This is a genomic window from Mesorhizobium sp. CNPSo 4661 (genome assembly GCF_057784215.1).
In genome coordinates this window covers 200216-216382 of sequence record NZ_JBWGIO010000009.1, presented here as the reverse complement: position 1 = coordinate 216382, position 16167 = coordinate 200216, and the positions used below count along the sequence as shown (strand labels likewise).

At 64.7% G+C, this 16167-nt stretch carries 16 protein-coding genes; 13 read left to right on the top strand and 3 right to left on the bottom strand.

All coding sequences use genetic code 11. The features are described from left to right. Positions 1 to 441: 441 nt before the first annotated feature. From AC0YKC_RS15595 to AC0YKC_RS15560, 8 genes are all read left to right on the top strand, one after another. Positions 442 to 1827, top strand: a complete 1386-nt coding sequence (locus AC0YKC_RS15595; protein ID WP_434724034.1) for a M20/M25/M40 family metallo-hydrolase — start codon at positions 442 to 444, stop codon at positions 1825 to 1827. A 123-nt stretch (positions 1828 to 1950) separates the two neighbouring features. Continuing rightward, positions 1951 to 2574, top strand: a complete 624-nt coding sequence (locus AC0YKC_RS15590) for a ribonuclease D (RefSeq protein ID WP_434724033.1) — start codon at positions 1951 to 1953, stop codon at positions 2572 to 2574. A gap of 66 nt (positions 2575 to 2640) precedes the next feature. Further along, on the top strand, positions 2641 to 2847 hold the full coding sequence (locus AC0YKC_RS15585; protein WP_320296917.1) for a hypothetical protein: 207 nt from the start codon (positions 2641 to 2643) through the stop codon (positions 2845 to 2847). A 108-nt stretch (positions 2848 to 2955) separates the two neighbouring features. After that, a complete protein-coding gene (locus tag AC0YKC_RS15580; RefSeq protein ID WP_320296916.1) occupies positions 2956 to 3210 on the top strand; it encodes a GlsB/YeaQ/YmgE family stress response membrane protein in 255 nt (84 codons plus the stop codon). 106 nt (positions 3211 to 3316) lie between these two features. Beyond that, a complete protein-coding gene (locus AC0YKC_RS15575; RefSeq protein ID WP_320296915.1) occupies positions 3317 to 3463 on the top strand; it encodes a hypothetical protein in 147 nt (48 codons plus the stop codon). Positions 3464 to 3519: 56 nt separating this feature from the next. Continuing rightward, positions 3520 to 3744 carry an SGNH hydrolase domain-containing protein gene (locus AC0YKC_RS15570; protein ID WP_488511664.1) on the top strand — a complete coding sequence of 75 codons (225 nt, stop codon included), beginning with the start codon at positions 3520 to 3522 and terminating at the stop codon, positions 3742 to 3744. Between the two features lie 193 nt (positions 3745 to 3937). Next, on the top strand, positions 3938 to 6208 hold the full coding sequence (locus AC0YKC_RS15565; RefSeq protein ID WP_320296914.1) for a transglycosylase domain-containing protein: 2271 nt from the start codon (positions 3938 to 3940) through the stop codon (positions 6206 to 6208). A 152-nt stretch (positions 6209 to 6360) separates the two neighbouring features. After that, positions 6361 to 7110, top strand: a complete 750-nt coding sequence (locus AC0YKC_RS15560) for an SDR family NAD(P)-dependent oxidoreductase (protein WP_434724029.1) — start codon at positions 6361 to 6363, stop codon at positions 7108 to 7110. A 10-nt stretch (positions 7111 to 7120) separates the two neighbouring features. On the opposite strand, the gene AC0YKC_RS15555 is transcribed toward AC0YKC_RS15560, so the two are convergent. Then, the gene (locus AC0YKC_RS15555) at positions 7121 to 8038 is read right to left on the bottom strand and encodes a zinc-binding dehydrogenase (protein ID WP_488511663.1); all 918 of its coding nucleotides are present in this window, start codon (positions 8036 to 8038) and stop codon (positions 7121 to 7123) included. A 123-nt stretch (positions 8039 to 8161) separates the two neighbouring features. Between AC0YKC_RS15555 and AC0YKC_RS15550 the strand changes: the two genes are divergently transcribed. Next, a complete protein-coding gene (locus AC0YKC_RS15550) occupies positions 8162 to 8968 on the top strand; it encodes a helix-turn-helix domain-containing protein (protein WP_488511662.1) in 807 nt (268 codons plus the stop codon). A 6-nt stretch (positions 8969 to 8974) separates the two neighbouring features. On the opposite strand, the gene ybaL is transcribed toward AC0YKC_RS15550, so the two are convergent. Continuing rightward, a complete protein-coding gene (ybaL, locus tag AC0YKC_RS15545) occupies positions 8975 to 10774 on the bottom strand; it encodes a YbaL family putative K(+) efflux transporter (protein ID WP_488511661.1) in 1800 nt (599 codons plus the stop codon). 217 nt (positions 10775 to 10991) lie between these two features. Continuing rightward, positions 10992 to 11432 (bottom strand): host attachment family protein, encoded by a 441-nt coding sequence (locus tag AC0YKC_RS15540; RefSeq protein WP_320296909.1) that lies wholly within the window; start codon positions 11430 to 11432, stop codon positions 10992 to 10994. Positions 11433 to 11847: 415 nt separating this feature from the next. Here AC0YKC_RS15540 and cysG point away from each other — a divergent pair, with 415 nt between their 5' ends. Genes cysG through AC0YKC_RS15520 form a run of 4 tightly spaced genes read left to right on the top strand, consistent with a single transcriptional unit; the run spans position 11848 to position 16045 of the window. Then, the gene (gene cysG, locus AC0YKC_RS15535) at positions 11848 to 13296 is read left to right on the top strand and encodes a siroheme synthase CysG (protein ID WP_488511660.1); all 1449 of its coding nucleotides are present in this window, start codon (positions 11848 to 11850) and stop codon (positions 13294 to 13296) included. Continuing rightward, positions 13293 to 13595, top strand: a complete 303-nt coding sequence (locus AC0YKC_RS15530; RefSeq protein WP_488511659.1) for a DUF2849 domain-containing protein — start codon at positions 13293 to 13295, stop codon at positions 13593 to 13595. The genes cysG and AC0YKC_RS15530 overlap by 4 nt, the downstream gene beginning before the upstream one ends. 43 nt (positions 13596 to 13638) lie before the next feature. Further along, a complete protein-coding gene (locus tag AC0YKC_RS15525) occupies positions 13639 to 15309 on the top strand; it encodes a nitrite/sulfite reductase (RefSeq protein WP_488511658.1) in 1671 nt (556 codons plus the stop codon). After that, on the top strand, positions 15284 to 16045 hold the full coding sequence (locus AC0YKC_RS15520; protein WP_488511657.1) for a phosphoadenylyl-sulfate reductase: 762 nt from the start codon (positions 15284 to 15286) through the stop codon (positions 16043 to 16045). The genes AC0YKC_RS15525 and AC0YKC_RS15520 overlap by 26 nt, the downstream gene beginning before the upstream one ends. Positions 16046 to 16167 lie beyond the last annotated feature (122 nt).

The window sequence follows — 16167 nt, the reverse complement described above, 5'->3', positions numbered from 1 at the left end:
CCTGTCCGCCAAAGCGCGTCGCGTTGAAGCGGATTCAGGCGACGCGTTTTGGGTCTTTTTGTTCGTGCATGCCGTTTCCCAAAACCGCTGCACAGTTTTGGGCGACGTGCATGGAATTCGCCGCTCACGGGCATGTTACAAAACTGTAATTTTCGTGCCCTTGAATCGCCACGTTCACAGACCCAAATACATTTCATCGGCAGTTTTCGCCGAAGTCCGGAGTAAGGCCCGTCCCCCGCCTATCCCGGGCAACTGCGGCAGCCTATCCCCCCTCTCCGGGCTGCCGCATCGTTTCGAGTAGAGACCGCCGTGGTTCCCCCTCCACCACGGCGGTCTTTTTTTGCCTTTCGGCTGGCCCCTTGTCTCGTTGGTCTAACGATCGCGGCTTTTCGTTTTCGGCGTGGCCCTTTAGGGTCTGCCCAAAATCGAAAGGCAAAAAGCATGTCCAGAATCTCCCCCGTCCTCGACCGTCTCGACCAGAATCTCGACCAGAGCCTGGGGCGGCTGTTCGGCCTGCTCGGCATCAAGTCGATCTCCACCGATCCGGCCTTTGCCGCCGACTGCCGCAAAGGGGCGGAATGGTTGGTCGCCGAGCTCAAGCTGATCGGCTTCGACGCCAGTGTGCGCGACACGCCCGGACATCCGATGGTGGTGGCGCATCACGAGGGACCGGCGGGCGCGCCGCATGTGCTGTTCTACGGCCATTACGACGTGCAGCCGGTCGATCCGATCGAATTGTGGGAAACCGACCCGTTCGCGCCGTCGATCAAGGAGATCGAGCCTGGACGCAAGGTAATCACCGGACGAGGCTCGGCCGACGACAAGGGGCAGCTGATGACCTTCGTCGAGGCCTGCCGCGCGTGGAAGCAGGTGCATGGCAATCTGCCGTGCCGCGTCACCATCCTGTTCGAGGGCGAGGAGGAGTCCGGCTCGCCATCGCTGAAGCCGTTCCTGGAAGCCAACGCCGCCGAGCTGAAGGCGGATTTCGCGCTGGTCTGCGACACCAGCATGTGGAACCGCGAGACGCCGTCGATCTGCGTGTCGCTGCGCGGCATGGTCGGCGAGGAGGTCACCGTCAAGGCTGCCAGCCGCGACCTGCATTCGGGCCTCTATGGCGGTCCCGCCGCCAATCCGATCCGCATCCTGGCCAAGGTGCTGGCCGACATCCACGACAAGGACGGCCACGTCACCATCCCGGGCTTCTATGACGGCGTCGAGGAGACGCCTTCGCAGGTGCTGAAATCCTGGGAAGGGCTCGGCGAGACGGCCGAGACCTTCCTCGGACCGGTCGGCCTTTCCATCCCGGCCGGCGAAAAGGGCCGCTCGGTGCTCGAGCTCACCTGGGCGCGGCCGACGGCGGAATTCAACGGCATCATCGGCGGTTATACCGGCAAGGGTTTCAAGACGGTGATCGCGGCGCAAGCCTCGGCGAAGGTGTCGTTCCGGCTCGTCCACAAGCAGGATCCGAAGAAGATCCGCGCCGCCTTCCAGGCCTTCGTGCGCGAGCGCATCCCCGGCGACTGCTCGGTCGAGTTCCACCCGCATGGCGGCTCGCCAGCGATCCAGCTTTCCTACGATTCGCCGTTCCTGACCAAGGCCAAGGACGCGCTGTCGGACGAGTGGGAGAAGCAGGCGGTGACCACCGGCGGCGGCGGCTCGATCCCGGTGGTCGGCGATTTCCAGACCTATCTCGGCATGGAATCGCTTCTGGTCGGCTTCGGCCTCGACGACGACCGCATCCACTCGCCGAACGAGAAATACGAGCTGACCTCCTTCCACAAGGGGCAGCGGTCCTGGGCGCGAATCCTCGATGCGCTGACCCGCTAAACAACAAGTTTTGGTTGATTTTTCACCGGATCGCGGCAAGGACGGGCTTTCTAGTTTTTATGCAGCGTCCTTTGCGCATCCCAAAAGATGCGCGGCGCTGCAGATCGCGATCCGGAGAAGAGAATGACCGCAGACATCCGTTTTCACAAGAACGACCTGCCGGACCTCACCCGCTACAATGTCGGGGCGGTGGCCATCGACACGGAAACGCTGGGCTTGAACCCGCATCGCGACCGGCTCTGCGTGGTGCAGATTTCTCCCGGCGACGGCAGTGCCGACGTCATCCAGATCGCGCCTGGCCAAAAGGAGGCGCCCAACCTCGTCAGCCTGCTCAGGAACGACGCCGTGATGAAGTTGTTTCACTACGGCCGTTTCGACATCGCCGTGCTCTACAATGCCTTCGGCGTCATGGCGGAACCGGTGTTCTGCACCAAGATCGCCTCGCGGCTGACCCGCACCTATACCGACCGCCATGGGCTGAAGGATCTGTGCAACGAATTGCTCGGCATCGGCCTGTCCAAGGCGCAGCAATCCTCGGACTGGGCGGCGGAGACGCTCTCGCCCGAACAGCTCGAATATGCCGCCTCCGACGTGCTCTATCTGCACCGTCTGCGCGAAGTGCTGGCGGCGCGCCTGGCACGCGAAAATCGCACCAGGGAGGCGGACGCCTGTTTCCGTTTCCTGCCGACGCGCGCCAAGCTCGACCTGATGGGCTGGGCCGAGGAAGACATCTTCGCGCACAGCTGACGGAACCCGGAGCCGCGCGGGACGTTTCCGCCAGCCCGATGAGGCGTAGGATTGGGAGGGAGAGAGATGGCAGAACGCAAACCGATCACGAGCGCGCCCAAGGACGGCTCCAAAGTCACGATCATGTGGAAGGACGGCGACGGCGTCGTCAACGAATCCGTCGGGCAATATCGCGACGGCGGCTGGTGGGTCTACACCGACAGCGACACGCAGAAGAAAGTCGATCCGACGAGCTGGCGGCCCGCTTCAGATGACGATGGCGACGACCGGTGATGCGCCCGCTGGCGTGATCAAAGGCTTTCGCATAGCCTGAGACTGTTGATATTGAAGGCCGATTCGGAGCCTTTCTCTGATCCGGCTGTTCGCTCGGAGGAAATCAGCATGGGCATTGAAAGTCTTCTCGTCTTCATCATCATCGGCGCCATCGCCGGCTGGCTTGCCGGCCTGATCGTCTCGGGCTTCGGCTTCGGCCTGCTCGGCAACATCGTCGTCGGCATCATCGGCGCCTTCATTGCCGGCTGGCTTTTGCCAAGGCTGGGCTTCGCCATTGGCGGCGGCATCCTCGCCTCCATCATCAACGCCACCATTGGCGCAGTTATCCTGTTGGTGCTTGTCAAGGTCCTGAAGCGAGCGTGACGCTCCAACTCTTTGTTTCAACGCAATTCCGGACGGAAAGTCACGGCGAAGTCGTCGAACCTGACCGCTTTGCACGTTTCCTGGAATTGCCCCGAAGGAGCGCGCCGTGAAACAGAACATGCTTTATCTGATCATCGGCGCGCTTGTGGTCGTGATCATCGCGCTCGGCATCTATGTCTATCGCGAGCAGACCAGGCCCAAAGGCGTCGAGCTCAAGATCGACGACAAGGGTATTTCGATCCAGCAGAATTGAGCACGGTGGCCGGCCGGGAGAGGCCGGCGCCGTGAGGGGCTAGACCGATCCCGCAAATGCGTCAATCATGCGCGGTGAGGTCGAACGGGGAAACATCTACGCGCTCGCCGCCCGGTCCGTGCCCGGGGGTAACCGTGGTCGACATGAACGATGCGATATGCGGCAAGGACAGCTGCCCGGCGGTGGTCGGCAACATCGTCGTCTGGCGCGACAACCATCATCTGACGGCGACCTACGCCTTGGCGCTGGCGCCTCGTCTGGCCAAGGCGGCAGGACTTTAGGCGACTTGTCTATCAAAAATGGCGTCCTGCAGACAGCCGCCGCAGCCCAGAACGATACCGCGAGACAGCCGGGTTCAGAAAATCCCAAGGGTTTTCAAAAGGCTGCATAAACCCTGCCTTAACCCGCCTTTAAACCGCCGCATCTAGTCTTCAACCCGAACGCCATCGGCACCGGGGCAGCAAGCAAGAGCGCATGGCGAACCGCAGAGACAGTCGCATCGAACCGAGCTTCGAGGGATCGCCGCGCGCGAAATCCTCCGAAGGCTTTTCGGTCAGCGAGGAGGATCGCGTCGTGCCGGGCAGTCGTAAATCCGCTTCGAAAGGCAAGTCCGCCAAGGCAAAATCGCGCGGCCGCGGACGTGGTCGCGACCGCAATCCGAGCGGGCTGCTCGGCATCGCCACGCGGCTTGTCTACTGGTGCTTCGTGCTCTGCATCTGGGGCGGTATCGCGGTAGCCGGCATCGTCGTCTATTACGGCGCCAAGATGCCGGCGGCGACGACGTGGTCGGTCCCGGACCGCGCGCCAAACATCAAGATCGTCTCGGTCGACGGCGCGCTGATCGCCAACCGCGGCGCGTCGGGCGGCGAGGCCGTCGGCCTGCACGAAATGTCGCCCTATATCCCGGAGGCCGTCGTCGCCATCGAGGACCGCCGCTTCTATTCGCATTTCGGCATCGACCCGATCGGCCTGTCGCGCGCCATGGTCACCAATCTCGTCGGCGGGCATTTCTCGCAGGGCGGCTCGACGCTGACACAGCAGCTGGCGAAGAACCTGTTCCTGACGCCGGACCGCACGCTGGAGCGCAAGGTCCAGGAAGTGCTGCTCGCGCTTTGGCTCGAGCACAAGCACAGCAAGGACCAGATCCTCGAAATGTACCTCAACCGGGTCTATTTCGGCTCGGGCGCCTATGGCGTCGAGGCCGCCTCGAGGCGCTATTTCGGCAAGAGCGCGCGCGACGTGACCCTTTCCGAAGCTGCGTTGCTGGCGGGCTTGCTCAAGGCGCCGTCAAAGCTTTCGCCGGCGCGCGACCCGAAGGCGGCCGAGGAGCGGGCGCAGCTCGTGCTCGCGGCGATGCGCGAGACCGGCAAGATCAGCGACAAGGAATACAAGACCGCGCTGAGCGCGCCGGCGACGCGCGCGCCGTCCTACTGGACCGGCTCGGAAAACTATGTCGCCGATACGGTGATGGACGAACTCCCCGACCTGATCGGCGACGTGCGCGGCGACATCGTCATCGACACCACGGTCGACCTCAACCTGCAGAAGCTTGCCGAACAGTCGATCCGCCGGCTGGTCGACGAGAGCGGCAAGAAGCTCAATGTCACGCAAGGCGCGCTGGTGTCGATCGACGATTCCGGTGCGGTGCGCGCCATGGTCGGCGGCTATGATTATTCGACCAGCCAGTTCGATCGCGCCTCCGAAGCGCGCCGGCAGCCGGGCTCGGCCTTCAAGCCGTTCGTCTACATGGCGGCGCTGGAAGCCGGCCGCACGCCGGACAGCATCCGCAACGACGCGCCGATCAAGATCGGCAAATGGACGCCCGACAATTACGGCGGCAAATATTACGGCAAGGTGACGCTGGCGACGGCCCTGGCCAAGTCGCTGAATTCGGTCGCCGCACAGCTCACCATGGAGGTCGGACCCGACGCCGTGGTGGAAGCCGCGCACCGCATGGGCATCCAGTCCGACCTGCAGGCCAACACCTCGATCGCGCTCGGCACCTCGGAGGTGACGCCGCTGGAATTGACCTCCGCCTATGTGCCTTTCGCCAATGGCGGCTACAAGCCGGACATCCATTTCATCCAGCGCATCACCACCGCCAACGGCAAGGTGCTCTACGAGGGCAGCACCGGCAGTGCGCCGCGCGTCATCAAGGCCGACATCGTCGGCATGATGAATGCGATGATGACGGGCACGGTCGAGGTCGGCACCGCCAAGAAGGCGGCCTTCAACTGGCCGTCGGCCGGCAAGACCGGCACCAGCCAGAATTCGCGCGACGCCTGGTTCGTCGGCTACACCGCCAATCTCACCACGGGCGTGTGGTTCGGCAATGACGACGGCAGCCCGATGAAGAAGGTTACCGGCGGTGCTCTCCCGGCGCAGGCCTGGCACGAATTCATGGTGGCCGCGCATCAAGGCGTGCCGGTGCGGCCGCTGCCGGGCACCTGGAAGTCGACGCCGTCCGACACGATCGTGCCGGACGAGATCCCGTCGGCGGACGCCTCGCCACCGCCGGCTCCGCCCGCGGCTGTCGGCCAGTCACAGCCTGTAGCCCAGGCGCCAGCGCCCGTCCGCCAGGTGCGGACGGCGAAACCGGCCGAAACCGTCGACGCCGGCGGCTTCGACATGCCGAGCGACAGTGGATCGACCGCCTCGATCAAACATCCGGTGCCGCCCGGCGATGTCGGCGGACCAAAGAAAAGGCGGCAAACGTCGATCCTCGATATATTGGGTGGCGGTTGAAGCCGTCCGACGGGATCGGAACGGCTCCAGCTTCTTATTCCATCACGAAGCCGAAAACCGGAACCTGCTTTCCGCGATCATGGCTGCGGCGGCAACTCGCCCTCTCGCAATGACTGCCGCCTTCGGCTACATGTCCGGCCGGAGACAAAGCCATGGCCGAGACCGACAGCAGAAAAACCATCGTGCTCACCGGCGCCAGCCGCGGCATCGGTCATGCGACCGTGAAGCGCTTTTCGCGCGAAGGCTGGCGCGTCATCACCTGCTCGCGCCAGGCTTTCGCCGAGGACTGCCCGTGGCCGGCCGGCCCCGAGGACCACATCAAGGTCGACCTCGCCGACCAGGAGGATGTCGGCATCGCCGTTTCGGAAATCCGTCACCGGCTGGAGGCGCATGGTGGGCAGCTCAACGCCCTGGTCAACAATGCCGGCATCTCGCCGAAGCTGAAGGACGGCAGCCGGATGAACTCGATCGAGACGCCGATGCATGTCTGGCGCGACGTCTTCCAGGTCAATTTCTTCGCGCCGATCATGCTGGCCAGAGGGCTGTTCAAGGAGCTCGCCGCCGCCAAGGGCTCGATCGTCAACGTCACCTCGATCGCCGGCACCCGCGTGCATCCTTTCGCCGGTACGGCCTATGCGACGTCGAAGGCGGCGCTCGGCTCGCTGACGCGCGAGATGGCGCATGACTTCGGCCCGCACGGCATCCGCGTCAACGCGATCGCGCCGGGCGAGATCGACACCGCGATCCTGTCGCCCGGCACCGACAGAATAGTCGAGACCATCCCGCTGAGAAGGCTGGGCGCCACCTCGGAAGTCGCCGACATCATCTTCTTCCTGTGCTCCGGCCAGGCATCCTACGTGACCGGCTCGGAGATCCACATCAATGGCGGCCAGCACGTGTGATTGGCTTACTTCAGGCCATGGCGAGGACGGCCTTGCCGCTGAAGCTGCGCTGTCTGAGTGCCTCCAGGGCCTGGGCAATGTCGGTCCATGGCACGATCATGGCCACGCGGGTCTCCAGCCGGCCGGCCGCGACTAAGCCAAGCAGCGTGGCGATGTCGGCGCCGATGGCTGAACCGGACGCGTAATAGGCGAAAGTCTGGAGCCTCGCGCCTTCGTGGCCCGGAACGAACTGCCGGAAGCCGACGGGTGTCAGTTCGCCGCTGCTTGAGCCGAACATGACGATGGTGCCGCCCGGCGCCACGCGCTCGATCGCGTCGGCGAGGCTTTTGCCGCCGACCGATTCGGTGATCAGCGAGAATAGGCCGTCGGTCAGTTCGATCGACTCGACGACCTGCCCGGCGCCCAGATGGCGAAGATCATCGTGGTGCCGGGCCGAGGCGATCGCCGTCACCGAAGCGCCTTGCTCGCGGGCGATCTGGATCTGGAAACGACCGACCGCGCCGCTTGCGCCGGTGACCAGAACCCGCTGGCCCGTGAGGTCGCCGCCATGGCGCAAGGTCCGCAGCGCTGTCGTGCCCGCCACCGGGAGCGTGGCGGCAGAGGCGAAGCTTACGCCCTCCGGCACGACGGCGAGCCGGTCGGCCGGAACGGCGACGCGCTCAGCCCAGCCGGCCTGGTCGACCAAGGCCGCAACGCGCGCGCCAGCGGCCGGGCCGGAGCCGTCGGCGGCCGCGCGTTCGACGATGCCGACGATATCCTGACCGGGGATCCAGCCGTCGGGGCGTATGCCGAGCAGGCGCAGCTCGCCACGGTTCAACGATGTTGCATGAACGGCCACCAATGCTTCATTCCCATTGCAGTTTGGGTCGGCGGCCTCGGTGAGCCTCAGCCCGGTGGGACTGTCGGAAGAAATAGCGAGAGCGAGCATAGGCTTACCTTTGAAATTGGTGCTTGGGAGTCGCGATCGATTGACGAAACAGCTGGAGCCTATCGACTTCCGTCCTCGAAGAATTTAGAGATATAGCCAGATGATCGCTAAAAGAAGTCAGGTGTGAGACAACCGCTACGCTGGCCCTGGCCCAACTTCGACGTCGACGACGTGGTTGCGTCGGCGATCGCCGTCGGCGTCGACGTGACCGAAACAAAGGCCGAGGTGCCGGCGCACTGGCATCGCAAAGGCCAGCTCGTCTTCGCGCTCGGCGGCGGGGTCACCTGCCGCGTTCCCGGCGGGCTCTGGATGGTGCCGCCGCATTGCGGGGTGTGGGTGCCGAGCCGCATGGAACACAGCAACATAGCGACGGCGAATGCCCGCATCTTCTTCGTCTATATCGAGCCTGGCGTCGCCGCATTGCCGGAACAGTGCTGCACGCTTTCGATCTCGCCGTTGCTGCGCGAGCTGATCATCGAGCTATCGGAATGCGCGCCGGACGACGCGCGTTGCGACTTCCTGGGAAAGGTCCTGCTTGCAGAGCTGCCGCTCATGCCCGTGCAGCAATTGCATCTCCCGATCTCGGCCGAGCCGCGCTTGCGACGGATCGCCGAAGCGCTGGCGGACGATCCGGCCGATCGCAGCACGTTGGCCGACTGGGCAAACCGCGTTGCGCTCAGCGAGAGCAGCCTGGCACGCCTCGTGGTCAAGGAGACGGGCCTTAGTTTCGGGCGCTGGCGCCAGCAGCTGCATCTGATCGTGGCGCTCAGGGAGCTGTCCGCCGGCGCCAGCGTGCAGCAGGTGTCGGGCGATCTCGGTTACGAATCCGTCACCGCCTTCATCACCATGTTCAAGAAAGCGCTGGGCAAGCCGCCCGCGAAATACCTCAGCGATATCGCGCAGAACGGCGGTTCCGCATTCTCGGCCTGATGTCGATCACGCAGGTTGCGGTTTTACCGCGATAGTGGGCTCGACCGGAACGGTGGCCTTGCCGGTCACCACCTCGACGATGCCGCGGGCGATCTCGCGCTCGCCCATGATCACGGTGTCGGCGCCGAGGCCCTTCAAATGCTCGACCTCGGCGTCGGAATGAGCGCGGGCAATGACGTTTATCGCCGGATTGGCCGCGCGCGCCCGAAGCACGATCTGGCCGGCCTCGAAGGCGTTGGGAATGGCGAGGATAAGCCGCCTGGCGCCTTCCGGGTTGGCGGCCGAGAAGATGTCCGCATTGGCGGCGTTGCCGGCGACGGTTTCGACGCCGTCGTCGCGCAGCTTCGCCAGCGTCTTGTCGGCATCCTCGATGACCAGGAAGGGCAGGGCGGCTTCCTTCAGCGCGGCGCCCACAAGGCTGCCGACGCGGCCGTAGCCGATCAGGATGGAATGGCCGGCAAGCGCCGTCTTCGGCGGCGGACCGTCTTCCTTTCCCGGAACTGCCGACACCGAAGCGACCTGGCCAGGCTCCGTCGCCGGACCGATAGGGCTCTGCTCTTCGACCGGCGCTGCCTTGCCGGCGCGTTTTTCGAGCCACGGCTTCATCCAGTCGACGACCAGGAATATCAGCGGATTGAGCAGGATCGAGAGAATGGCGCCAGCCAGGATCAGGTCGCGGCCCTGCTCGGGCAGCAGTTTCAGGCCGACGCCAAGCTCGGCCAGGATGAAGGAGAATTCGCCGATCTGGGCAAGGCTCGCCGAAATCATCAGCGCGGTCGCGATTGAATAGCGGAAGGCGATCACGATGATGAAAGCCGCGATCGATTTGCCGATGACGATGATGGCCAAGGTGGCGAGGATCGGCAGGCCGTTGCTGATGAGACTGGACGGGTCGAACAGCATGCCGACCGAGACGAAGAACAGCACCGAGAAGGCGTCGCGCAGCGGCAGCGATTCTTCCGCCGCGCGGTGGCTGAGCTCGGATTCACTCATAATCATGCCGGCGAAGAAGGCGCCGAGCGCCAGCGAGACGCCGAACAGCTTCGCCGCGCCGAAGGCGACGCCGAGCGCGATTGCCAGCACGGAGAGCCGGAACAGTTCGCGGGAGCCGGTATGGGCGACGTAATGCAGGATCCAGGGGATGACCCTGCGGCCGACTACCAGCATGACGACGACGAAGGCGGCGACCTTGGCAAGCGTGACGCCGACCACGCCCCATACGCCGTAGCTGGCCGGCAGCGAGAGCAGGCTGGCATGATCCTCGACCTGCGGCTGGCCGCCAAGCACGCCGGCGAGCGCCGGCAGAAGCACCAGTGCCAGCACCATGGCGAGATCCTCGACGATCAGCCAGCCGACGGCGATGCGGCCGCGTTCGGTCTCGATCAGCCGCCGCTCCTGAAGCGCGCGCAAAAGCACCACGGTCGAGGCGACCGAGAGTGCCAGGCCGAAAACCAGGCCGGCGCCCAGCGACCAGCCGAGCACCCAGGCAAGCCCGACACCGAGCAAGGTCGCAAAGCCGATCTGGACGATGGCGCCCGGCACGGCGATGGCGCGGACGGACAGAAGGTCCTTCAGCGAAAAATGCAGGCCGACGCCGAACATCAGAAGGATGACGCCGATTTCCGCGAGCTCGTTGGCAAGGCTGGCATCGGCGACGAAGCCGGGCGTGTTCGGGCCGACAAGGACGCCGGCGACAAGGTAGCCGACGAGCGGCGGAATGCGGAAACGGTTGGCTAAAGCCCCGAAGACGAAAGCAAGCCCCAGACCGGCGACGATGGTGGCGATAAGGGGCGTGTCATGCGGCATTGTCTATGGAGCGCCTTTCGAAAATTCACGATGTCGGATGGGCCCCCGCCGAGGCCGTCGCCTCTGGCAATATGGTGGACGGAGCGGCGATGATGCAACCACCGCCGCGCAGAAATCGACGCCGTGCAGCGATGCATGGGGGAAAATCGCGGCCGCGCCGCCAAAGAGACGGCTTCGAGACGCGATCCAGCCTCGAAACCGCTGTCTTTTCGCCGCTTTATGCCGCTTGCAACAGGTTCTCGATATCCGAAATCGTGTGGTTGGTGAGCGTCTTTGGGATTTCCGCCTGCACCTTCTCGCCCACCTCCTTGTGCAGTTTCTGGCGCATCTCGCCAAGCACTTGCGGCGGCGCGATCAGCACGACCGCGTCGAATTCGCCGCGATGCGCGAGCTTGTAGAGCCGGTCGGCAATCTCGACAGCGAAGCGCTCCTTGCCGAGGCGGTGCCAATCGGTTTCTTCGACAGCGCTGCGCGGACCCTCGTTGCTCTGGCGGCCCGGCTTGTCGGTGCCTTGCTCGCGCGTGGCAGGGTTCTCCTGCTCCATCTCGTGCACCACTTCCAGGTTCGGGAACTTGTTGTCGCCCTGGTTGCGCAGGAACAGCGCCTTCTCGCCATCGGCCACGACGACCCATAATCCGTGTTTCAGCCTGATGCTCATGGCGTTCCTCTTTGCTTGCATGATTGCCGATCGACGGAGCCGGGATCGACAGATGGGCTGCTAGGGAAACGAGCCGTGGAGCATGATTGTTCCGATCTGGCGGTCGCGCTTCGATCACTCCCGGCCGACGAGGCTGAGTGCCTTTCGATAAGGTCGGCTTTAATCTACTAACTTAGTAGAAATTAGAAAAAACTGTTTTGCGGCTTTCCCGGTTCGGCGCTAAAAATTACGGCGGATCAAGGCTGTTTCTCACGCCGCTCCGGCCGTCTTATTCTCAAAATAGAATTTTTTTCTCTTGGCCTTCGCGCTTGCGAAAAAGCGATTGCCTGCCGTTCGGCGGCGCGCGAGTGCTTGCCTTCTGGTTTTTGGCGTGGCCGCGTAAAACTGCCAAACTGTTCCAGTATTGCTCATCGTCATGCCGCAAACCAACACCAAGCTCAATGCCTTTCCCGTCTTCATGCGGGTCGACGGCGAAGCCGTAGCCATCGTCGGCAATGGCGAGGAAGCGCTTGCCAAGGCGCGGCTGCTCTCGCAATCGAGCGCGGTGCTGCGCATCGTTGCCGACAATGCCGGCGGCGCTCTGCTGGATTTCATTGTCTCGACCGGCGCCATCCACATCAATGCGGCCTACGAGGCCGTGCATCTCCAAGGCGCTGCCCTGGTGTTTGCCGCCAGTGGCGATGAAGCGGTCGACAGCCGCGTCGTCGAGGACGCGCGCCGCATGGGAATTCCGGTCAACGCCGTGGACCGTCCGGAGCTCTGCGATTTCTACACCCCGGCGCTGGTCAACCGCGCGCCGGTCGCCATCGCCATAGGCACCGAAGGGGCGGGACCGGTCCTGGCGCAGATGCTGCGCGGTCGCATCGACCGCATGCTGTCGCCGTCGCTCGGCCGGCTGGCGGCGCTCGCCGCGTCTTTCCGCGCCGCCGCCGAAAAGCTGCCGAGAGGCAACCGCCGCCGTCGCTTCTGGAGCGATTTCTTCGCCGGCGCGCCGGCCAAGGCCATCGAAGCAGGTGAGTTCGCCGAGGCGCATGGCGCGGCGCTCGACCTCCTGGCTCAGGACGCTCCGGCCGAGGGACATATCGCGCTGGTCGGCGCCGGTCCGGGCGCGGAGGACCTTTTGACCTTGCGCGCGCATCGCCTGCTGATGGAAGCCGATGCCATCGTCTACGACGCGCTGGTGCCGGAAGCGATCGTCGCCATGGGCCGCCGCGACGCCGAGCGCCTGCCGGTCGGCAAGCGCAAAGGCTGCCATTCCAAGAGCCAGGAAGAGATCAACGCGCTGCTGATCGAGCTCGGCCGCGCCGGCAAGCGCGTTGTGCGGCTGAAGTCCGGCGATCCGCTGGTGTTCGGACGCGCGGGCGAGGAAATGGCGGCACTGCGCGAGGCCGGTATCGCCTATGAGGTGGTTCCGGGCGTTACCGCCGCCTTTGCCGCCGCCGCCGATTTCGAGCTGCCGCTGACGCTGCGCGGCGTTTCGTCCTCGATGGTGTTCACCACCGGCCACGACCTCAAGGGCAACTCGCTGCCCGACTGGGCGAAGCTCGCCATCTCGGGCGCCACCGTCGCCGTCTATATGGGCCGCTCGGTCGCGGCCGAGGTCGCCGGCCGGCTGATCGAGGCGGGCCTGTCGCCGGACACCGCCGTCGCCGTCGTCGAGAACGCCAGCCTCGGCACCCGCCGCCGCTTCCACGGCACGCTGGCCGACCTGCCGTCGCTGGAGGCGCGCGCCGACCTCACCGGGCCGGTGATGACGATCATCGGCGATGCGGTTGCCGGCGCCAATTTCGAACAATCCGAGCCGCTTGCGGCACACAGGCATGAGGGCGCGGCGTCAGCCGTCGCCGAAGGAGTTGAGCAATGAAGGTTCTGACCGCGAACAGGCTCTCCGACGGCATCGCCGTCTGGTACGCCGATGGCGGCTGGGCGGAGACGGTCGGTCACGCCGATATCGCGCATGACAAGACGGCGGAGGACTGGCTGGAAGCGATCGGCGCCGCGGCTGGCGCCAACAACGAGGTGGTCGACGTCAATCTGATCGATGTCACCGTGGTCGATGGTTTGGTCGAGCCGGTGCGGCTGCGCGAAAAGATCCGCGCCGCGGGCCCGACCATTCGTACCGATCTCGGCAAACAGGCGAGCCTGGAAGCGATCAGGGCGTAGAATTTTAGGAAACAGCGGGCGGACGCGCCCGGAAAGACGAAGCATGTACCGTTACGATGAGTTCGACCAGGATTTCGTTCACGCCCGTGTCGCCGAGTTCAGCGACCAGGTGCAGCGCCGGCTTGCCGGCGAGATCACCGAGGACCAGTTCCGGCCGCTCAGGCTGATGAACGGCGTCTATCTGCAGCTGCATGCCTATATGCTGCGCATCGCCGTGCCCTACGGCACGCTGAACAGCCGGCAGTTGCGCATGCTCGGCCACATCGCGCGCAAATACGACAAGGGCTACGGCCATTTCACCACGCGCCAGAACATCCAGTTCAACTGGCCGGCGCTGTCGGACATCCCGGCGATCCTGGCCGATCTGGCGAGCGTCGAGATGCATGCCATCCAGACAAGCGGCAACTGCATCCGCAACGTCACCGCCGACCATTTCGCGGGTGCCGCCGCCGACGAGGTCGCCGATCCGCGTCCCTATGCGGAAATCCTGCGCCAATGGTCGTCGGTGCATCCGGAGTTTTCGTTCCTGCCGCGCAAGTTCAAGATCGCGGTGACCGGCGCCGAGCGCGACCGCGCCGCCATCCAGACGCATGACATCGGCCTGCATCTGAAGAAGAACGCGGCCGGCGAGCTGGGCTTCGCCGTCTATGTCGGCGGCGGCCAGGGCCGCACGCCGATGGTGGCGAGAAAAATCCGCGACTTCCTGCCGGAAGCGGATCTTCTGTCCTACTGCACGGCGATCCTGCGCGTGTACAACCTCTATGGCCGCCGCGACAACAAGTACAAGGCGCGCATCAAGATCCTGGTGCACGAGACCGGCGTGGAGGAGATCACCCGCCAGATCGAGGCAGAATGGCAGGAGCTGAAGGATGCGGAGCTCAAGCTGCCGGAGGCCGATATCCAGGCCATCAATGCCTATTTCGCGCCGCCGGCGCTGGTTTCCCGACCGGAAGGCGACGATGCGGTGAAACAGGCCAGGCTCGATTCCAAGAGCTTTTCGGAATGGCTCGACCAGAATGTCGTGACGCACCGCCATCCCGATTATGCAGCGGTGACGATCTCGCTCAAGGGCATCGGCGAGGTGCCCGGCGACGCCACCGACAGCCAGATGGAGGCGGTGGCCGACATCGCCGAGAAATATGCCTTCGACGAACTGCGCGTCAGCCACGAGCAGAACCTGATCCTGCCGCATGTGGCGCGCGCCGATCTCAAGGCGGTCTATGACGCGCTGGTCGAGATCGGCCTGGCGACCGCCAATTCCAACCTGATCAGCGACATCATCTCCTGCCCCGGCCTCGACTATTGCGCGCTGGCCACGGCCCGCTCCATTCCGATCGCGCAGGAAATCTCGCGGCGCTTCGCCTCGATGGAGCGGCAGCGCGAGATCGGCGAATTGAAGCTGAAGATCTCCGGTTGCATCAATGCCTGCGGCCACCACCATGTCGGCCATATCGGCATCCTGGGTGTCGAGAAGAAGGGCTCCGAGCTCTACCAGGTGACGCTTGGCGGCTCGGCCGACGAGAACACGTCCGTGGGCGAGATCATCGGCCGCGGCTTCTCCTCCGAAGAGATCACCGATGCCATCGAGCAGATCGTCGATACCTATCTCGGCCTTCGGCTCAACCCCGACGAACGTTTTATCGACGCCTACCGCCGTGTCGGTCCCGCGCCGTTCAAGGAGGCGCTCTATGCTGGCGAAACCAAGGCCGCTTGACAAGGTGGGCGGCGTCGAGGCCGGCGTTGCCGCGGAAGCGGCGGGGCTGGATGCGCTGCTCGGCCATCTGAAGCCGATCGAGATCATCGAGCAGTCGGCGCATGAGTTCCGCGGCGCGGTCGCCGCGGTGTCGTCCTTCGGCGCGGACTCGGCCGTGCTCCTGCATATGATATCGGAGATCGACCGCTCGCTGCCGGTCATCTTCCTCGATACCGGCAAGCATTTCGAGGAGACGCTCGGCTATCGCGACGCGCTGGTCGCCGATTTCGGCCTGACCGATATCCGTGTGATCAAGCCGGAGGAGGCCGCGCTCGACCGCGTCGACCCGACCGGCAGGCTGCACGAGACCAACACCGATGCCTGCTGCAATGTGCGCAAGGTCGAGCCGTTGGCGCGGGGCGTCGAGCCGTTCCGTGCCTGGTTCACCGGGCGCAAGCGCTTCCAGGCCTCGACGCGCGCGGCACTGCCCGTCTTCGAGGCGGTCGGCTCGCGCATCCGCATCAATCCGCTGGCGCATTGGACGACCACCGACCAGGCCGACTACATGCGCGCGCACGCGCTGCGCGAAAATCCACTGGTCGCCTATGGCTATCTCTCGATCGGCTGCTTCCCCTGCACGCAGCCGGTGCAGCCCGGCGAAGACGCCCGCAGCGGCCGCTGGGCCGGTCACGCCAAGGTAGAGTGCGGCATTCACCTCTCCGGTTTGGAAAAGTCGCTGACCGACGCATCTCTTTAGGCTATGCCGATAGTCAGGTGAGGCCGGCCTGCAAACGGCGGCTTCCTGCGCTTCCGGTGCTCACGTACTTCAAGTACGCTCCGCTCCGGTTCTCGGAAGCCACCGCTCTCGACTCGGCCTGA